The 17,936-nt window shown below is 69.9% G+C and carries 13 protein-coding genes; 6 read left to right on the forward strand and 7 right to left on the reverse strand.

What is annotated here, in order from left to right:
* Window positions 1-7: 7 nt before the first annotated feature.
* Window positions 8-2,011, reverse strand: a complete 2,004-nt coding sequence (locus tag ACIRON_RS07020) for a thioredoxin domain-containing protein (protein WP_402990774.1) — start codon at window positions 2,009-2,011, stop codon at window positions 8-10.
* A 129-nt stretch (window positions 2,012-2,140) separates the two neighbouring features.
* The gene (locus ACIRON_RS07025) at window positions 2,141-2,293 is read right to left on the reverse strand and encodes a hypothetical protein (protein ID WP_402990776.1); all 153 of its coding nucleotides are present in this window, start codon (window positions 2,291-2,293) and stop codon (window positions 2,141-2,143) included.
* 70 nt (window positions 2,294-2,363) lie between these two features.
* Here ACIRON_RS07025 and ACIRON_RS07030 point away from each other — a divergent pair, with 70 nt between their 5' ends.
* Window positions 2,364-3,356 (forward strand): GlxA family transcriptional regulator, encoded by a 993-nt coding sequence (locus ACIRON_RS07030; RefSeq protein WP_402990779.1) that lies wholly within the window; start codon window positions 2,364-2,366, stop codon window positions 3,354-3,356.
* Window positions 3,357-3,595: 239 nt separating this feature from the next.
* Here ACIRON_RS07030 and ACIRON_RS07035 read toward each other — a convergent pair whose 3' ends face one another.
* From ACIRON_RS07035 to ACIRON_RS07050, 4 genes are all read right to left on the reverse strand, one after another.
* On the reverse strand, window positions 3,596-5,368 hold the full coding sequence (locus ACIRON_RS07035) for a beta-galactosidase family protein (protein ID WP_402990782.1): 1,773 nt from the start codon (window positions 5,366-5,368) through the stop codon (window positions 3,596-3,598).
* A gap of 70 nt (window positions 5,369-5,438) precedes the next feature.
* Complete coding sequence (locus ACIRON_RS07040; RefSeq protein WP_402990784.1) at window positions 5,439-6,779, reverse strand: ABC transporter substrate-binding protein; 1,341 nt, start codon at window positions 6,777-6,779, stop codon at window positions 5,439-5,441.
* 15 nt (window positions 6,780-6,794) lie between these two features.
* Window positions 6,795-7,667 carry a carbohydrate ABC transporter permease gene (locus ACIRON_RS07045; RefSeq protein ID WP_402990787.1) on the reverse strand — a complete coding sequence of 291 codons (873 nt, stop codon included), beginning with the start codon at window positions 7,665-7,667 and terminating at the stop codon, window positions 6,795-6,797.
* The gene (locus tag ACIRON_RS07050; protein WP_402990790.1) at window positions 7,664-8,548 is read right to left on the reverse strand and encodes a carbohydrate ABC transporter permease; all 885 of its coding nucleotides are present in this window, start codon (window positions 8,546-8,548) and stop codon (window positions 7,664-7,666) included. Before ACIRON_RS07050 ends, ACIRON_RS07045 begins: the two co-directional genes overlap by 4 nt.
* A 204-nt stretch (window positions 8,549-8,752) precedes the next feature.
* On the opposite strand from ACIRON_RS07050, the gene ACIRON_RS07055 reads away from it, so the two are divergent.
* The 4 genes from ACIRON_RS07055 to ACIRON_RS07070 all read left to right on the forward strand — a co-directional run bounded on the left by ACIRON_RS07055 (window position 8,753) and on the right by ACIRON_RS07070 (window position 14,959).
* Window positions 8,753-9,763, forward strand: coding sequence for a LacI family DNA-binding transcriptional regulator (locus tag ACIRON_RS07055; protein WP_402990793.1), 1,011 nt, complete (start codon window positions 8,753-8,755; stop codon window positions 9,761-9,763).
* Entirely contained in the window at window positions 9,760-11,829 is a 2,070-nt protein-coding gene (locus ACIRON_RS07060; RefSeq protein ID WP_402990795.1) for a beta-galactosidase, read from the forward strand. The genes ACIRON_RS07055 and ACIRON_RS07060 overlap by 4 nt, the downstream gene beginning before the upstream one ends.
* Window positions 11,826-13,973, forward strand: a complete 2,148-nt coding sequence (locus ACIRON_RS07065) for an alpha-galactosidase (RefSeq protein WP_402990798.1) — start codon at window positions 11,826-11,828, stop codon at window positions 13,971-13,973. The genes ACIRON_RS07060 and ACIRON_RS07065 overlap by 4 nt, the downstream gene beginning before the upstream one ends.
* A gap of 167 nt (window positions 13,974-14,140) precedes the next feature.
* Entirely contained in the window at window positions 14,141-14,959 is an 819-nt protein-coding gene (locus ACIRON_RS07070; protein WP_402990801.1) for a substrate-binding periplasmic protein, read from the forward strand.
* Between the two features lie 28 nt (window positions 14,960-14,987).
* Here ACIRON_RS07070 and ACIRON_RS07075 read toward each other — a convergent pair whose 3' ends face one another.
* Complete coding sequence (locus ACIRON_RS07075) at window positions 14,988-17,132, reverse strand: LuxR C-terminal-related transcriptional regulator (protein WP_402990804.1); 2,145 nt, start codon at window positions 17,130-17,132, stop codon at window positions 14,988-14,990.
* A 301-nt stretch (window positions 17,133-17,433) separates the two neighbouring features.
* Between ACIRON_RS07075 and ACIRON_RS07080 the strand changes: the two genes are divergently transcribed.
* Entirely contained in the window at window positions 17,434-17,895 is a 462-nt protein-coding gene (locus tag ACIRON_RS07080) for a hypothetical protein (RefSeq protein WP_402990806.1), read from the forward strand.
* The last annotated feature ends 41 nt before the right edge of the window (window positions 17,896-17,936 follow it).

Consider the following 17,936-nt stretch of genomic DNA (forward strand, 5'->3'; position numbering starts at 1 on the left):
GACAGGCTCAGGACATCGCTTCCGGCGCCGTCACCGGCCGCTCGCAGACGAACCCCCGACAGACGTACGCCGCCGCCCTCCCGTCCACGGGAGTCCGACCGCTCAGCAGCGGGATGTCGTCGCGGGCCTCGTCGGCGACCACCACCACCGCGCCCGGCTTGCGCCGGGCAGCGGTCTCGAGGGCGTCGCGATCGGGTCCCGGCGGGCCGACGACCGCGATCTCGAGCGGCCCGTCCTTCATGGTGGCCGCCGCGGCCAGCGACCAGCCGGCGAACCGGGGCGCCTTGGTCATCAGGTTGCTCGTGGCCGCGAGCGCCTCCTCGGCGGCCGTGCGGTACCGCCCCTCCCCGGTCAGCGCGTGCGCGGTGACGAGCGCATGGACCATCGCGCCGGTGCCACCGGGGCTGGCGTTGTCGGAGGGGTCCCGCGGCCGGGTGACCAGCGCCTCCGCGTCGTCGGCGGTGTCGTAGAAGCCACCATCCTCGGCACGGAAGTGAGCCAGCGCGGTGTCGATCAGGCTCGTCGCCCGGTCCAGCCAGGTGGCATCCCCGGTCGCCTGGGTCAGCGCGAGGAATCCGGACGCGACGCAGCCGTAGTCCTCCAGCACCCCGGCGTGCGCGCCGGCCACGCCGTCGCGGCTGACGCGGAGGAGGCGTACGTCGCTGGTCGAGCCGCCGGAGCCGCTAGGCGGAGGCGTGTCGAGACCAACACAGTGCGTTCCCACCAGCAGCTCGGCCGCCCCGACCGCAGCGTCGAGATATCGCCGCTCCCCCAGCAGCAGCCCGGCGTCGACGAGCCCACTGATCGCCAGCCCGTTCCACGCCGCGACGACCTTGTCGTCGCGGGCCGGACGTACGCGCTCGGCGCGCGCGGCGAGGAGCCGCGCCTTGACCGACTCGAGCCGCTCGGGGTCGTCGGGCCGGTGCCGCAACTGCAGGGTCGAGGCACCTTCTTCGAAGGTGCCGGCCTCGGTCACCTCGAAGACCTCCGCGGCCCAGGCGCCGTCGTCGGCACCGAGGACGTCGACGAGCTCGCCCGGGGTCCATACGTAGAACTTCCCCTCGACCCCCTCGCTGTCGGCGTCGAGCGCGGAGGCGAAACCACCCTCGGCGGTGCCGAGCTCGCGGATCATCCAGTCGGCGCTCTCCCGCGCGACCCGGTCGCCGAGCTCGGTGCCGAGACGGGCGTAGAGACCGATCAGCTGCGCGTTGTCATAGAGCATCTTCTCGAAGTGCGGAACGACCCAGCCGCGGTCGACGGCATAGCGCGCGAACCCGCCCCCGACCTGGTCGTAGATCCCGCCCCCGGCCATCGCGGCGACGGTCCGCGAGAGCATGTGCGGAACCCGCGAGTCGGTCTCCGCGACCCGGCGCAGGAACTCCAGCACCATCGACGGCGGGAACTTCGGGGCACCCCCGAACCCACCCGCCATCGGGTCGAACTCCCCCGCCAGCGTCTCGACCGCGGCACCGACGTCCACCTGCCAGTCCCCCGCCGCTCCGGCCGCCCCGGAGATGGCGGCCAAGTGCTGACGTACGTTCTCCGCCACCGCCCCGATCTCCGAGCGCCGCTGCGTCCACGCCTCCGAGAGCGCCTGCAGCACCTGTGTGAACGCCGGCTGCCCGTGGCGCGGCTGGTCCGGGAAGTAGGTGCCCGCGAAGAACGGGTTGCCGTCGTGGTCGAGCACCACCGTCATCGGCCACCCGCCCGACCCGGTCATCGCCGTCGTCGCCGCCATGTAGACCGCGTCCACATCCGGCCGCTCCTCCCGATCGACCTTGATGTTCACGAAGTGCTCGTTCATGTACGCCGCCGTCGTCTCGTCCTCGAACGACTCGTGCGCCATCACATGGCACCAGTGGCACGCGGCATAGCCGACGCTCAAGAGGACAGGAATCTCCCGCCGCCGCGCCTCGTCGAACGCGTCCGGCCCCCACTCCCACCAGTCCACAGGGTTCTGAGCGTGCTGCAGTAGGTAGGGCGAGGTCGCGGAGGCGAGTCGGTTGGCCACTCCCCCAGCCTTGCACGCACGTGAACAGGCGATGCTGACCCGCCCCAGAACAGTCTGTGACCTGGGCCGATGCCCTGAACCTCGGGCGACTGCGCAGCAGACTCCACCCGGCATCACGGGAGATCCCGACTACTTCTGGGCACCGAATCCTTCAGCGTTTGCTGCAGCGACGCGGCGAGCCCAGTCAGCCGCATGGCGCACGTGCAGCTCGTCGGTGAGCCGGCCCGCGGCCATCAGCAGGACCAGAGTTCCGACGGCGGACAGGGCGATTGCGAACAGCATGTGTCGATCGTGATGGGCAATCGACGCAAACAACAGTGACGAAAAAGGCTACCTTCGATAGATTATCGTCATGCATCGGATCGCGGTCCTCGCCTTCGACGGGGTGCACAGCATGGACCTGGCGATGCCGCTGCAGGTGTTCAGCACCGCGCACTCACGCGACAAGGAACCGGGCGAGCTGTTCGGTGCGCGGTTGTACGACGTCCGGGTCTGTGGCGACGGCAGCGAGCTGGCCGTCTGCGGGGTGGACGACGTCGAGATGTACCGGTTCACGCCGCCGCACCCGCTGGAGGCAGCCCTGGAGGCGGACACGATCGTTGCCACCGGGACGCCGCGGGAGCCGTCCGCCGAGGCCCTGCGCCTGCTGGGCGAGGCCCACCGCAGAGGCATCAGGATCGCATCGCTCGGCACGCGGATCATCGTGGCGTCGGGGTTGCTCGACGGGCGACGTACGGCCACACACTGGTCCCGCGCGCACGACCTCGCCGTGCTCTACCCCCGGGTGAAGGTCGACGCCGATGTGCTCTTCGTCGACCATGGCGACGTCATCACTTCGGCCGGAGCCGCCAGCGGCATCGACATGTGCCTGCACCTGGTCCGGGTCGACCACGGGGCCGCCGTCGCCGCCGATGTCGCCCGCCACATGGTGGTGCCGATGCAGCGCGACGGCGAGCAGCCGCCATACATCCGGCACGACGAGCCCGCGGACGACCACGGGTCTCTCCAGACCACGTTGCTGTGGCTGCGGGAACGGCTGGAGGAGAGGACGACGCTGGCCGAGATCGCCGCCCACGCCGGGATGAGCCTGAGCACCCTCAACCGGAGGTTCAAGGAGCAGACCCGGTCTACTCCGTTGCAGTGGCTGCTGCGAGAACGCGTACGTCACGCCCAGGAGCTGCTGGAGTCGACCGACCTGAGCATCGAGGAGATCGCGCACCATTGCGGCTTCGGCAGCGCCGTGGCGATGCGGCAGCAGTTCGCCAAGATGTTCGGGATCTCACCGTCCGACTGTCGGCGCACCTTCCGGGCGACGCTCAGGCCGGTGATGAATCCGATCTCCTGAGGTCGGTGTACTCGGCGACGTACATCCTCAGGCGTGCCTGCTCGGCGTCGCCCACGGGCTGCCGGCATCGTCGGCGGTCACCAGGACGACGTAGGAGTTCGCGGCGAGGATCGCCCGCGCGGGCACAACTCGTAGAAGACGGGGTTCGGATCCGGAAGGCATGTCGCGCTCCGGGAGGTGCTAGCTCGCTGCCGCTCAGGGTAAGGCGCGAGGACACGTATTCGGGACAGAGCGGGGACTCAGTCCTCGAGCGGGCCCAGGGAGGGCCCGGCGACGAACCGGGCCGTCGGGTCGGCGAGCACTTCCAGCTCCAGTACGACCAGCTCGTTGCGGCCGGGCCGCAGCACCGGGCCCGGGACGAAGAGGGTGTGCTGCGGACCGCGCCGCCAGTAGCGCCCCAGGCAGAAGCCGTTGACCCAGGCGATGCCCTTGCCCCAGGCGGTGGTGTCGAGGAAGAGGTCGACGTGGGGCTCGGTCGAGAAGTGTGCGTGCCACGCGGTGGGCCCGACGCCAGAGCCACCGCGGTCGGGGAGTCCGGTCTCCCACAGGCGCGGCACCCGGTCGAGGTCGACGGCGAGGACCTCCCAGTCCGTGAGGGGCACGCCGTCCATGCACGCGCCGCAGTCGAGCAGAGCCGGCCCGACCAGGCCCTTGTGCTCACCGATGCGGGCGCCGTAGTTGACCCGGCCCTGGTCCTCGACGACCAGCTCCAGCACGCCACGCCCGCGCGGCAGCGCGAGAGCCCGCTCGTGGTGCTCCCGCTCGAGGATGCCGACCGGAGCGCCGTCGAGGAAGACGGCGGCCCGGTCACGGACCTCGCCGAGACTGAGGACGCCGGGGCGGTCGCCCGGCAGCTCGGTCCGGTAGACGGCCAGACGAGTCTCCGTCTCCAGCTCGTCCAGCACCGGCAGCGACGCCCACCTGCTCCAGGAGCCCCAGGCCGCCGGGTCGTCGAGAAGCCGGACCGGATCGCCCAGCGCCACCGTGTGCTCGGGGGCGGGGCCGGTGGCGCCGGGGGTCTCGGTCGGCACCGGGGCGTAGCGGGCGATGACGTCGCGGAACGCGAAGTACTTCGTGGTCGGGTTCCCGGCCTCGTCCAGGGGAGCGTCGTAGTCGTACGAGGTCACCGTCGGCCGGTAGATCCCCTTGTCGTTGGCCCCGCTGGTCAGGCCGAAGTTCGTGCCGCCGTGGAACATGTACACGTTGACCGAGGCTCCTGCGGCGAGAAGGGCATCGAGCTCCTCGGCGGCCTGCTCGACGCCGGTGGTGTGGTGCCGGCCTCCCCAGTGGTCGAACCAGCCGTCCCAGAACTCCATGCACATCAGCGGCCCGGTCGGCTGGTGGTCGCGGAGGGTGCGCAGGCGGTTCGCGCTGTCCGAGCCGAAGGAGCTGGTACGCAGCACCCCGTCGATTCCGCCGGCGGCGAGCATGGCGTCCACGGGCTGGTCCACGGTGACCAGCGGCACGCCGATGCCGGCTCCACGGATCATCTCCACGAGCGCCTGCAGGTAGCTCCGGTCGTCGCCGTACGCGCCGTACTCGTTCTCCACCTGGACCAGCAGCACGGGTCCGCCCAGGTCGACCTGGTGCGGACGGACGAGCGCCAGGACGTGGTGGAGGTACTTCTCGACCTCGTCGAGGAACCGCGGCTCGTGGCGGCGGATCCCGACGCCCGGCTCCCGGAACAGCCAGGGCGGCAGCCCGCCGTTGTCCCACTCCGCACAGATGAACGGACCCGGACGCACGATCGCGTACATGCCGGCCTCGCCCACCAGGCGCAGGAAGCGCGGCAGGTCGAGGATGCCGTCGGTGTCGAAGACGCCCGGGCGGGGACTGTGGGCGTTCCACGGCACGTAGGTCTCGATGGTGTTGAGGCCCATCAGCCTGGCCTTCTCGATCCGGTCCGCCCAGTGGTCGGGGTGGACCCGGAAGTAGTGCAGCGCGCCGGAGAGGATCCGGAACGGCTCACCGTCGAGAAGGAAGTCGGTCTCGCCGATCGTGAACTCGGGCATGCCTACCTCTCGCGAGGGACCGACGGCCGCCGCTCCGTGACGTGCGGCCGTCGGTCCCGTCAGTCGTGGGTCAGTTGACGCTGAAGCCCTGCTCGTCGCCGTACTTCACGAGCGCTTCCTGCCAGGCCCCCAGGCCGTCCTCGAGGGCGGAGTGGGTCTGGTAGGACTTGCCGACGGTGTCGCCGTAAATCGTGTCGGCGTAGAGCTGGTAGGGCAGGTACTGCCAGCCCTCGACCACCTGGGTGGCCGCTTCGGTGAGCACCTGGTTGACCTGCTGGCCGCCGAAGTAGTCGCTCTTCTTGTCGACGAACGCGGGGTCCTGCAGGTCAGCGACCGTCGCCGGGAAGCCACCGCTCTCCAGGAACGGCTCGATGCCCTCGTCGTGGTTGAGCCAGCGCACGAACGCAGCCGCCAGCGCGGGGTTCTTGCTCTGCTCCAGCACGGACTGGGTGCTGCCGCCGTTCTCGGCGGTCACCGGCTGCCCGTCGTACGTCGGCATCGGCGCGACCCGCCACTTGCCCGCGCCGTCGGGCACGGACTGCTCGAACACGCCGGGCGCCCAGGCACCGAGACCGATGGACGCGATGGTCCCGTCCCCCAGCGCCTTGTACCACTCCTCGGTCCAGCCGGGGATCGTGCAGGTCAGCTCGTCCTCGATGAGCTGGTTCCACACGCCCGTCCACTTCTGCGTGCCCTCGTCCTGCAGATCGATCGTGACGCTCTCGCCGTCGGCCTGGAACGGGGTGCCGCCGGCCTGCCAGATCATGCTGGTGGTGAAGCCGGGGTCACCGCTGTCGTTGGTGATGCACTGCGCCGGGTTCTCCTTCTTGATGGTCCGGGCGGCCTCGACGTACTCGTCCCAGGTGGTCGGCACCTCGAGCTTGTGCTCGTCGAAGACCTCCTGGTTGTAGAAGAGCGCCATCGGGCCGGAGTCCTGCGGCAGCCCGTAGAGGCCATCGCCGGCCTGCACCGAGGCCCAGGTCGAGGGCGTGTAGTCCGACTCGAACTCGTCGAAGCCGTACTGGCGCAGGTCGACCAGGTCGCCGGGCAGCGCGAACTGCGGCAGCGCCTTGTACTCGACCTGTGCCACGTCGGGCCCGCCGGAGCCGGCCTTGATCGCGTTCTGCAGCTTCGTGTAGTGATCGTTGCCGGTGCCGGCGTTGACCAGCTTCACCTCGACGTTCGGGTACTGGTCCTCGAACGCCGCCACCTGAGCCTCGGCGGACGGGGTCCACGTCCAGTAGGTGATGGTGCCCCCGTCCTCGAGGGCGGCGTCGAGGTCGGCAGCCGTGCCTTCGCCGCCGCCCCCGCCCCCGCCGTCCGAGCCGCAGCCGACGAGCACGGAGGCGGCCGTGAGAGCTGCCGCGGCAAGGGCGATCCGGCGGGCTCTGCGCCCTTTGGTGATCAACATGGCGTTCCTTTCATTTCACTGTTTGACGCTTCCCGCGCTCAGGCCGGACTGCCAGAACCGCTGGAGGAGGATGAAGGCGATGACGAGCGGGACGATGGTCAGCAGGGACCCCGTGACCACCAGGTTGTAGACGGGCTGCGCGTTCGCGCCCGTCGCCTGGGCGCTCCACTGCGTGAGGCCCACGGTGAGCGGGTAGAGCTTCGGCTCGCTCAGCATGATCAGTGGCAGGAAGTAGTTGTTCCACGTCGAGACCACAGCGAACAGCAGCACCGTGACGATGCCAGGAGCGAGCAGGCGCAGAGTGACCGTGAAGAAGATCCGGATCTCGCCGGCGCCGTCGATGCGCGCCGCCTCGAGCAGCTCGTCCGGCACGGCGTCAGCGGCGTAGACCCACATCAGATACAGGCCGAACGGGCTGATCAGCGAGGGGATGATGATCGCCCAGACCGTGTTGGTGAGCCCCATGTTCGAGAACATCAGGAACGTCGGCACGGCCAGCGCGGTGCCGGGCACGGCCACCGCACCGATGATGACGGCGAAGACCGCCCGCCGTCCGGGGAAGCGGTACTTGGCCAGGCCGTAGCCGGCCGCGGTGGCCAGCAGGGTCGCGCCGCCGGCACCCACCACGACGTAGAGCAGGGTGTTCGCCAGCCAGCGCAGGAAGATGCCGTCGCGGTAGGTCAGCGTGTCGCGGACGTTGCTGAAGAACGCGAACTCGTCACCGACCCACAGCCCCGGGCTCGAGAACAGATCCGCCTGCGTCTTCGTGGCACTCAGGATCAGCCACACCAGCGGCACCAGCGTGTAGACGAGGAACAGCGCCATCAGTCCGGTCAGCAGCGGGGAGCGTCGCGGCGCGAGCGGCGACGTGCTCGCCCGGCGCGTCACTTCATCGCCTCTCGTGAGCCGCGGAGCTGGACGGCGTACGCGATCACCGCGGTCAGCAGGCCCATCACGATCGCGACCGTCGCCGAGTAGTTGTACTGCTGCCCGCCGAAGGACAGGTTGTAGGCGTAGAGGTTCGGGGTGTAGTAGGTCGTGATGACGTTGGGTTCCAGCGTGCGCAGGATGTTCGGCTCGTTGAAGAGCTGGAAGGTCCCGATGATGGAGAAGATCGTGGCGATCAGGATGGCTCCGCGCAGGGCCGGGATCTTGATCGAGAGCACGGTCCGCAGCGCGCCCGCGCCGTCGAGCGCGGCGGCCTCGTAGATCTCGCCGGGCACGGTCCGCAACGCGGAGTAGAAGATCAGCATGTTGTAGCCCACGAACTCCCAGGTCACGATGTTGGCGATAGAGGCGAGCATCCAGTTGCTGCTGAGCGGCACGACCGAGGTGCCGAACAGCTCGTTGAGGTCGGCGGCCAGCCCGAAGTTGGTGCCGTACATGAAGCCCCACATCAGGACGGCCACGACGCCGGGAACGGCGTAGGGCAGGAAGATCACGAGCCGGAAGAAGCTCGTGGCGTGGAGCCGGGCGCTGTCGATGGCCAGCGCGGCCACCAGGGCGAGGCCGAGCATGATCGGCACCTGTACGACGAGGAACAGCAGGACCCGCAACGAGCCGTCCCAGAACTTGTCGTCGGTGAACACGTCGACGTAGTTGTCCAGACCGACGAACTCCGTGGTGCCGAAGAACGCCTGCGCGCGGAAGAGGCTGAGGTAGGCGGCGTAGCCGATCGGCGCCAGGAAGGTCAGCGCGAAGACCGCCAGGAACGGACCGACGAAGATCCAGCCCTTCGTGTCGGTGCGCGACCACCGGCGCCCGGGCACGGGTGGTCGCACACCACCGCGGCTCCCCCGACTTCTCTCCAGCTGAGTCACGCCCTGGGACACGGTCCCACCTCCTTTCACCGCCTCTCCGATGGCGGCCTGTTAACGTCAACAGGTACAGTGACGTACAACACATGTTGACGTCAACAGGTTGGCGGAAGGATTATTCGGCCCATGGCGACAGACAGCACGGCCTCGGGGCCAGTGACACGACGGGGGGCCTCTCAGGCCGACGTTGCCCGGATCGCTGGGGTATCGGGACAGACGGTCTCGCGGGTCGCGAACGGCGCCCGCTACGTCGACTCGGCCACCCGGGAGCGGGTGCTGTCCGCGATGCGCGAGGTCGGGTACCGGCCCAACCGGGCGGCCCGGGCGCTGCGCAGCGGACGGTTCCAGAGCATCGGCGTGATCGCGTTCGAGCTCTCCAGCGTCGGCACCACCCACACGCTCGACGCCATCGCGGCCGCCGCCACCCAGACCGGGTACGCCATCAACCTGCTGCCCGTGCTGGACGCCACCCAGGACGCCGTTCGAGCAGCGTTCGACCAGCTCGGCGAGCAGACGGTGGACGGCATCATCATCCTGGTCGAGACCCACCGGCTCGACGGCGTCGCCGTGCCGGAGGGACTGCCGGTGGTCGTGGTCGACTCCAGCGCGGAGTACGACTACCCGATCGTCGACAACGACCAGGCCCTCGGAGCACGGTTGGCCACCGAGCACCTGCTCGACCTCGGTCACGAGACCGTCTGGCACGTCGCCGGGCCCGAGCTGTCCTACTCCGCGCGGCGCCGCCGGACGTCGTGGCAGAAGACGCTCGAGGCCCACGGCCGAACGGTGCCACCGGTGCTGCCGGGCGACTGGTCGACCAGAGCCGGTTACGAGGCCGGCCTCCGGCTGGCCGACAACGAGGAGGTGACCGCGGTGTTCACCGCGAACGACCAGATGGCCCTGGGAGTTCTCCGAGCCCTGCACGAGCGCGGTCGCCGGGTCCCCGACGACGTCAGCGTCGTCGGCTTCGACGACATGGAGGAGGCGGCGTACTTCTGGCCGCCACTGACCACCGTCCACCAGTCGTTCGACGAGGTCGGCAGGGGCGCGGTCGACGCCCTGATCCGGGAGATCCAGTCCGGCGAGCACGAGCACCAGGAGGCCCTGGTGCGGCCCCGGCTGGTGGTCCGGGCCAGCACCGCCCCGCCCCGCGGGACGACCGCATGAGCCGGCGACCCCACCGCTGGGTGCGATGGCCCGAGTCGCTCGCGGTCGAGAACGCTCGCGGACCGCTCGGCTTCGGGGCCGACTACAACCCCGACCAGTGGGAACGGGAGGTGTGGAACGAGGACGTCCGGCTGATGCGTCAGGCCGGGGTGAACATCGTCTCCGTCGGGATCTTCTCGTGGGCCCGCCTGCAGCCGACCGCGGGCACCTGGGACTTCGCGTGGCTCGACGAGGTGATGGACCTCCTGCACGCCCACGGCATCGCCGTCGACCTCGCCACCGCGACCGCCTCGCCGCCGCCCTGGTTGAGCACCGGGCACCCGGAGATCCTTCCGGTCACACGCACCGGCGAGACCATGTGGCCGGGCGCCCGGCAGCACTGGCGACCGACGTCACCGGTGTTCCGACAGCACGCCCTGGCGCTCGTCGAGAAGATGGCGGGCCGGTACGCCCAGCATCCGGCGCTCGCCGCCTGGCACGTCTCCAACGAGCTCGGTTGCCACAACCTCCACGACTACTCCGACGACGCCGCGGCAGCGTTCCGCACCTGGCTCTCGCAGAGGTACGGCGACCTCGACGGGCTCAACCGCGCCTGGGGCACCGCGTTCTGGTCGCAGCGCTACAGCGACTGGAGCCAGGTGCTGCCGCCGCGGCTGACGCCCACCATTCCCAATCCGACGCACCAGCTCGACTTCAAGAGATTCTCCTCCGACGCTCTCAAGGACTACCTGCGCGCCGAGCGGGAGATCCTCGACCGGCTGACCCCCGAGGTGCCGGTGACCACGAACTTCATGGTGATGGCCCACTTCAACGGCATCGACTACGCCGACTGGGCGGCCGAGGTCGACTTCGTCTCCAACGATCACTACACGCTCGTCGAGGACCACGCCCGCGACGAGCTGTCGTTCTCGGCCAACCTCACCGGCGGCATCGCCGGCGGTGAGCCGTGGTTCCTGATGGAACACTCGACCAGCGCGGTCAACTGGCGCGCGATCAACCCGCCCAAGGCGGAGGGCGCGCTGGTGCGAGACTCGCTCACCCACGTGGCGCACGGTGCGGACGCCGTCTGCTTCTTCCAGTGGCGGCAGTCCCTCGCCGGAGCGGAGAAGTACCACTCGGCGATGGTGCCCCATGCCGGCGAGGACAGCGAGGTCTATCGGACGGTGGTCCGACTGGGCGGGCACCTCGAGCGGCTCGCCTCCGTCGTCGGGGCGCGGCGCCAGCAGGCCCGGGCCGCGATCCTCTTCGACATCGAGTCGTCGTGGACCCTCGACCTGGAGGCCAACCCGAGTTCCTCGGTGAGCCATCGGGCGGAGGCGCTGGACTGGTACGTCGCGTTCCTCGCGCTCGGGGTCCGGGCCGATGTCCTGCCGGTCGGTGCGCCGCTCGACGGGTACGACGTGGTGGTGGCGCCGGTGCTGCACGTGATGCCGGCCGCGACGGCCGACCAGCTGAGGACGTTCGTCGACCGCGGTGGCCACCTGGTCACGACGTACTTCTCCGGCGTCGTGGACGAGAACAACCACGTGTGGCCGGGTGGCTACCCGGGTGCGCTGCGCGATGTGCTCGGCATCCGCATCGAGGAGTTCGGGCCGCTCCTGGACGGGGGCGAGGTTGTTCTCGACGACGGCGGCACCGGGACGCTGTGGACCGACCGGATCACCGCGACGACTCCCGACACGCAGGTCCTCGCGACGTACAAGACCGGGCTGCAGGCGGGCCGCCCGGCGGTGACCCGGCGGGCCCTGGCGCACGGCTCGGCCACCTACGTCTCCACCCGGTTGGGTGCGGATGGCCTCGAGCCGCTGCTGGCCCGACTGCTCGAGGCCGCAGGGGTGGACAGCGAGCTGCCCGCAGGGCTGCGCGGCAGGGTGGAGCTCGCCATCCGCGCAGACGGCGAGAGAGAGTACTGGTTCCTGGTCAACCGGACCGACGACGTGGTCGATCTCGGCGAGCTGGACAACCTGGCCGGTCTCGGCGAGCCGATGTTCTCCTCGGGTGCCGATCGCGGCGTCGCCGAGCTGGCGTGCTCCGGGGTGGCCGTGTTCACCCGCACCGCCCGATGACCGACGAGCGCGCCCGTGGCGTGCACCTCCGGCGCGGCGACACCAGCCTGGTCCTCCGGCTGGACTCCACCGAGCTCCCGTGCGTCCTCCACTGGGGACCGGATCTCGGCGAGACCGCGGTCGAGCACCTTCCCGACCTTCTCGGCTCGCTGGAGATGCCGAGCCTCGACGGGGCGATCTACCAGCACTCGTGGGCATCCGTGCTGCCGCAGCAGACCAGTGGCTGGGTGGGTCGTCCGGGTCTGCTGGGCAGCCGCGCCGGCCAGGCCTGGGCGCTCACCTTCGACTCGGTGGACCACACGGTCACCGAGTCGACCGACTGCACCCGGCTCACCAGCGTCGCGCTGGACAAGCCGGCCGAGGTGGAGGTCACCACCGAGATCGAGCTGTTCGGGAACGGCCTGTTGCGCCTGCGTGCCTGCGTGCGGAACCTCGGGGCGACGCCGTACGAGGTGACGCTGCTCGAACCGGCTCTGCCGGTGCCGGCCGAGGCCGACGAGCTCCTCGACATGGCGGGGCGACACGCCCACGAGCGGACCCCGCAGCGCCACGCGTTCACCCAGGGACAGCATGTCCGCGAGGCCTGGGGCGGTCGTCCCGGCCACGACTCGGCCACCGTGCTGTGTGCCGGCCGGTCCGGGTTCGGCTTCCGTGCCGGTCGGGTCTGGGGCGTTCACCTCGGCTGGAGCGGCAACCAGGTGCTCTGCGCCGAGAGCTCCTTCACGGGCTGGAAGCTGCTGCGCGGAGGCGAGCTGCTCCTGCCCGGCGAGATGGTGCTGGGCCACGACGAGACCTATGCCTCGCCCTGGCTCTACGCCTCCTGGGGCGAGGGGCTCGATGCCTTCTCCGGCCGCTTCCACGAGCACCTCAGAGCGCGGGTCTCGCACCCACGTCGCGCGCGACCCGTACTCCTCAACACCTGGGAGGCGGTCTACTTCGACATGGACCCGCACAAGCTCGTCGAGCTCGCCGAGCGTGCGGCCGACCTGGGCATCGAGCGGTACGTCCTCGATGACGGCTGGTTCAAGGGGCGGCGCGACGCGACGAGCTCCCTGGGTGACTGGGTCGTGGACGAGGACGTGTTTCCCGACGGGCTCACCCAGCTGGTGAAGACCGTGCACGGCCTGGGCATGGAGTTCGGCCTGTGGTTCGAGCCCGAGATGGTCAACCTCGACTCCGACGTGGCACGGGCGCATCCCGAGTGGATTCTCGGCACCCACGCCGGTCCTGGCCTCAGCTCGCGCGACCAGCATGTCCTCGACCTCACCGACGAGGACGCCTGGGACCACGTGTTCGGTCAGATCTCGGCGCTGGTGGACCGCTACGGCATCGCCTACATCAAGTGGGATCACAACCGTGCCCTGACCGGCGCGGGTCGCGGCCGGGACCACCGCCCCGGCGTCCACCTGCAGACCCTTGCGGCCTACCGCATGATCGACGCGCTCCGTGCGCGGCACCCCGGGCTCGAGATCGAGGCCTGCAGCGGCGGCGGCGGTCGCCTCGACCTGGGAGTCCTCGAGAGGACCGACCGAGCCTGGGTCTCCGACTGCATCGACGCACACGAAGGGCACCGTCTGGTCCGGTGGACCGGGCTGACCCTCCCGCCCGAGCTGATGGGCACCCACGTGGGATCGAGCACCGACCACACCACCGGACGCCAGCACACCCTGCGCTTCCGCGCCGGCACCGCCATGTGGGGACACCTCGGCATCGAGTGGGACCTCACCACCATGACGGATGAGGAGCGCGAGGAGCTCCGGGCCTGGATCACGCTGCACAAGCGGTTCCGTGGCCTGCTCCACTCCGGCAGGGTCGTGCGGGCGGACACCGTGCCCGACGGTCTGCAGCTGGACGGCGTGGTCGCCCCTGACGGACGCGAGGCGCTGTTCCGTCTCTCGGCGCTCGACCTCACCCTGGGCCAGCCAGCCGGCCGCATCCGGTTCCCCGGCCTGGCCCCGGAGACGGCGTACCGAGTGACGCCGGTGCCTCTTGCGGTGTCGCCCACGCACCGCCCGCGACCCGCGTGGTACGACGGCGGCGCGGTGATGAGCGGCCGACTGCTCGACGAGGTCGGCGTGGTCGCGCCCCTGTTGGGGGCCGACGACCTGGTCATCGTGCACCTGGTCGCGGAGGTGGCGTCATGACCGTCACCGCGGGCCGCGACACCCGGGATTCGTCGCTCGTTCGCGCCGTGTTGGTCTGGCCACGTTCCACATGACGTACGGGTCCTGTTGAGTGGCTCACGCCTTTCCGCTCGGGCCCGCGTGCCAGCCATCGCCGGGTGCCACCGCCCCCAGCAACAGGATCCCCCATGAACCAGATCAAGTTGGTCGTCGCCGGCGCCGTGGCCCTCCTGGGCGTGATCGCCTTCAGCGGACACTTCTCGGACCCCACACCATCTGCCAGCGGAAAGGCAAGCGCCGCGGTCAGCAGCAGCAACACCCTTCGGATCGGTGTCGACAGCACCGAACCCGTCTACTACCAGAGCGGCGGCGCGACGAAGGGCTTCGACTACGAGATGGCGCACAGCGTCGCCGAGGGCATGGGCGTCGAGCCTGAGTTCGTGGCGATGGACTTCAACGAGCTCTTCCCGGCCCTGCGGGCGGGAGAGATCGACATGATCGGGGCCCAGGTCACGAGCACCTCGGAGCTCGAGCGGGAGTTCGACTTCAGCGCGCCCTACTTCTCGACGTACGTCGCCTTCCTGACCCCCGAGGGATCGACCATCCGGACGCGCGGTGACGTCAACGGGAAGAAGATCGCGGTCGTCGACGGCGCCGTCCAAGGGTCCTACCTCGAAGAGAAGTACCACGACGTCGAGATCGTCAAGGCCCCTGACGTGGGCGCCGCCATCGAGCTGATCGAGCGAGGCGAAGCGGACGCGTTGTTCCATGGCGCTCCCTACGCCCGGTCGATCATCGAAGGCGCACCGATAGCCCTGGAGGAGCCGATCGTCTACCCGGTCAAGGACGCCCCGATCGGTTTCGTGATCCGCTCCGGCGACCAGCGCAAGGAACAGATCGACGAGGTCCTGAAGGACATGGTCCTCGACGGCGAGTGGCTGAGGATCAAGGCCGCCTACTTCGAGGCGGACCCGCTCTCCGACGTGTTCCGCGACAAGGGATCCTGAACCGTGGACGCCCTGCGGATCAGGCCGGCTAGGAGCCGAGGAGCCCGATCGAGATGACCTGCCGGACCGCGTCGCTTCTCGAGGAGACGCCCAGCTTGCGGTAGATCGAGGCGACCTGCGAGCTGACGGTGTTGCGGGAGACGAACAGTCGCTCGCCGATCTCGCCGATCGTGAGGTGGGTCTGGAGGTAGGGCAGCAGGCGCAGCTCGGCCGGGCTCAGGGGCGGCCTTCCCGCGGTGACGCGTTCGGTCGAGCTGATCCTGGCGCGCAGCCCCGCGACCTGGTCGACCAGCGCCCCGAGGTCCGGTCGGCGCTGCAGTACGTCGTCGATCTCGCGCAGCAGGTGCCGGGCCGACGTCGAGTCGCCGCGTGCCCAGAGCACCCCGGCCAGCTGGAGGCGGCCGCGCACGGCCAGGTACGGCAGGACGTACGTGCAGGACGGACGCGCACGCATGGCCCGAGTCAGCTGCCGGTCCGCCTCACCGAGATCCCCGTGGTGCATCCCGAGACGGGCAGCGGCCGCGAACGCGAGGACGCTCACCGCGTAGTCGTAGGTCCGATGCTCCTCGACGACGGCGAGGGCGAGGGCCACCCTCTCGGTGGCCTCGTCCCAGCTCCCACGTTCCATCGCCAACAGCGCGAGCTCCGCGTGAGCGTTGACGATGGTGTCGGTGTTGCCGACCTCGGCTCCGACGGTGGCGCTCTCGGCGAACAGGGCGGCGGCACGATCGACGTCGCCCAGGAGCAGATGCGCCTCAGCGGCGGCGGTCAGGGCCGTGTCGCGCCAGGGGCTCCACGGCGGTTCCTGGGCCATGGCGAAGTCGGCGTCCCGCATCATCGCCGCAGGTCCCGCCGGGCACATGGCGGCCCGCAACATGGCGCGCGCGGACTCGAACGAGGCGGTGCCGTCCATCGGCACCCAGTCGTACTCCGCGGCCTCCGCCACGGCGGCCCATCGTTGCGCCCCCAGCGGGTCGCCACCCAGGACGCCCATCCAGGCGGCGAGCACGGCGAGGGGAGGATGTTCCTCGATCGCCGAGTCACCGAGCGCTGACAGCCACCGCCCCACGGTCGACAGCTGCCCGGCGCTGTAGGTCGGCAGCACCAGCTGCGTCGCGATCTGGACGCACCGATCACGCTCGGGCGTGTTCAACAGGTGCTCGAGGGCCATCGCCGAGGACTCGTTGGCCTCGAACCAGTCGGCGGCCCGCAGGTGCAGCTTCGCGACGACCTCGGGTTCGACCCGACGCAGCTCGCCGAGGAGGAACTCCCGATACAGCGGGTGGTAGCGGTACCACTCCCGCCGCCGGTCGAGCGGGAGCAGGAACGAGTTGGACCCCTCGAGCGCGAGGAGCTGGTCCTGACCGTCGGTGTCCCCCGAGAGCGCATCGCACAGCGAGCCACAGAGCCGGTCGAGCACAGCGGTACGCCGCAGGAACCGCTGCGTCGCCTCGTCCAGCCCGCTCAGCGACTCCCGATAGAGGTAGTCGGCCACGTACCGGTCGTCGCCGGAGATGCTCGACACGTCCTGCCTGGTGTCCCGAGCGATCGTCGCCGCCAGGTACAGGCCGGCCGCCCACCCCTCCGTCCGCTCGGTCACCACCGTCGCCTGGTCACGGGTGAGGGGTACGTGCGCCGCGGCGAAGATCTGCTCGGCGCCCGCCACGTCCAGTGCCAGGTCGGAGGTCAGCACGTCCAGGACCGCGCCGGAGGCACGCAGCCGAGCCAGATGGGGCTGCTCGACCCGGCTCGCCGAGACCAGCTGCGAGCCGACCGGGACACCGGAGATGACGACGCTCAGCACGTCGTGGCAGGCCGAGGAGTGCAGCTCGTGCAGGTCATCCACCATCAGCACGAAGGGTTCCGGACTTCGGCTGAGGGCGGCGGCCAGGCGCGGTGCGGCGCGACCCAACGGCGAGACGGCCAGGCCGCTCACATCCGCGACCACGCCCTGCTGATCCGGCACGGCCCGCGCGTACGCCGAGGCGAGCAGCACGAGGAGAGCGCTGGGATCGTCGTCCAGGCGGTCGAGCGACACCCAGCCGACCGGGCGGTCCTCGGCCTGTGCCCACTGCGCCAGGAGGGTGGACTTTCCGTAGCCGGCGGGCGCGGTGACACCGACCGCCGGGGCACCGCTCCTCCGGGCCGCCTCGATCAGAGGGGCCCTGCTCACCGGTCTGAGCGGCAACTCGGGAACCGAAAGCTTGACGTCCAGCAGAACCTCGTCGAGCCCGGCAGCCGTTCGCGCGGATTCGCCACCGTATTCCACCATTCGAACGCTAGAGATCCGAGCAGCCCGACGTCTCACCCCTGCCGGATGACTTGTGGGCAGGACCGCCTCGGCACCGTCCCCGTTTCACACAATGAGCATGATTCGCCGCGAGGTCCGGCCGACCAGATTGAGAACATCCGTTCACTTCCCGACCCGGGATCGAACCCTCGTGGTCGGCGACAGAGGCAAGGAGCACTCCGTCATGACCGAACAGACCACACCGAACGATGGGACCACCTGGCAGGCGGAGGACCCGCCACCCAGTCGTGCGCAGGAGCCGCCGCCCAGTGGTTGGGCGACCGGCTTCATCATGTTCGCCGGCGTGATGATGATCATGGCCGGCAGCTTCCAGGCCTTCGCCGGCCTGGTCGGCATCTTCGAGGACGAGTTCTACGTCGCGACCCCCAACTACCTGCTCGAGCTCGATGCCACCACCTGGGGCTGGATCCACCTGGTGCTCGGACTGGTCGTGGTGCTGGCGGGCTTCGCCGTGCTCAACGGCATGCTCTGGGGTCGCATCATCGGGGTGATCCTGGCCGTGCTGAGTGCCGGCGCCAACTTCGCGTTCCTCCCCTACTCCCCGTTCTGGTCGACGCTGATCATCGCGGTCGACATCTTCGTCATCTGGGCGCTGACGGTGCACGGTCGCGACATCACCCGCTGATCTGGTCACCGAACGACCGGCTCGGGCGGCGGGACACGGGT

It is taken from the genome of Nocardioides sp. NPDC101246 (genome assembly GCF_044767415.1).
Classification (GTDB): Bacteria; Actinomycetota; Actinomycetes; order Propionibacteriales; family Nocardioidaceae; genus Nocardioides.

What these genes read in the sequence shown, in the direction of transcription:
- ACIRON_RS07080 (WP_402990806.1), top strand. Translation starts at nt 17,434, where the DNA reads ATGACCGAACAGACCACACCGAACGATGGGACCACCTGGCAGGCGGAG.
- ACIRON_RS07030 (WP_402990779.1), top strand. Translation starts at nt 2,364, where the DNA reads ATGCATCGGATCGCGGTCCTCGCCTTCGACGGGGTGCACAGCATGGAC.
- ACIRON_RS07060 (WP_402990795.1), top strand. Translation starts at nt 9,760, where the DNA reads ATGAGCCGGCGACCCCACCGCTGGGTGCGATGGCCCGAGTCGCTCGCG.
- ACIRON_RS07025 (WP_402990776.1), bottom strand. Translation starts at nt 2,293, where the DNA reads ATGCTGTTCGCAATCGCCCTGTCCGCCGTCGGAACTCTGGTCCTGCTG.
- ACIRON_RS07070 (WP_402990801.1), top strand. Translation starts at nt 14,141, where the DNA reads ATGAACCAGATCAAGTTGGTCGTCGCCGGCGCCGTGGCCCTCCTGGGC.
- ACIRON_RS07040 (WP_402990784.1), bottom strand. Translation starts at nt 6,779, where the DNA reads ATGTTGATCACCAAAGGGCGCAGAGCCCGCCGGATCGCCCTTGCCGCG.
- ACIRON_RS07065 (WP_402990798.1), top strand. Translation starts at nt 11,826, where the DNA reads ATGACCGACGAGCGCGCCCGTGGCGTGCACCTCCGGCGCGGCGACACC.
- ACIRON_RS07035 (WP_402990782.1), bottom strand. Translation starts at nt 5,368, where the DNA reads ATGCCCGAGTTCACGATCGGCGAGACCGACTTCCTTCTCGACGGTGAG.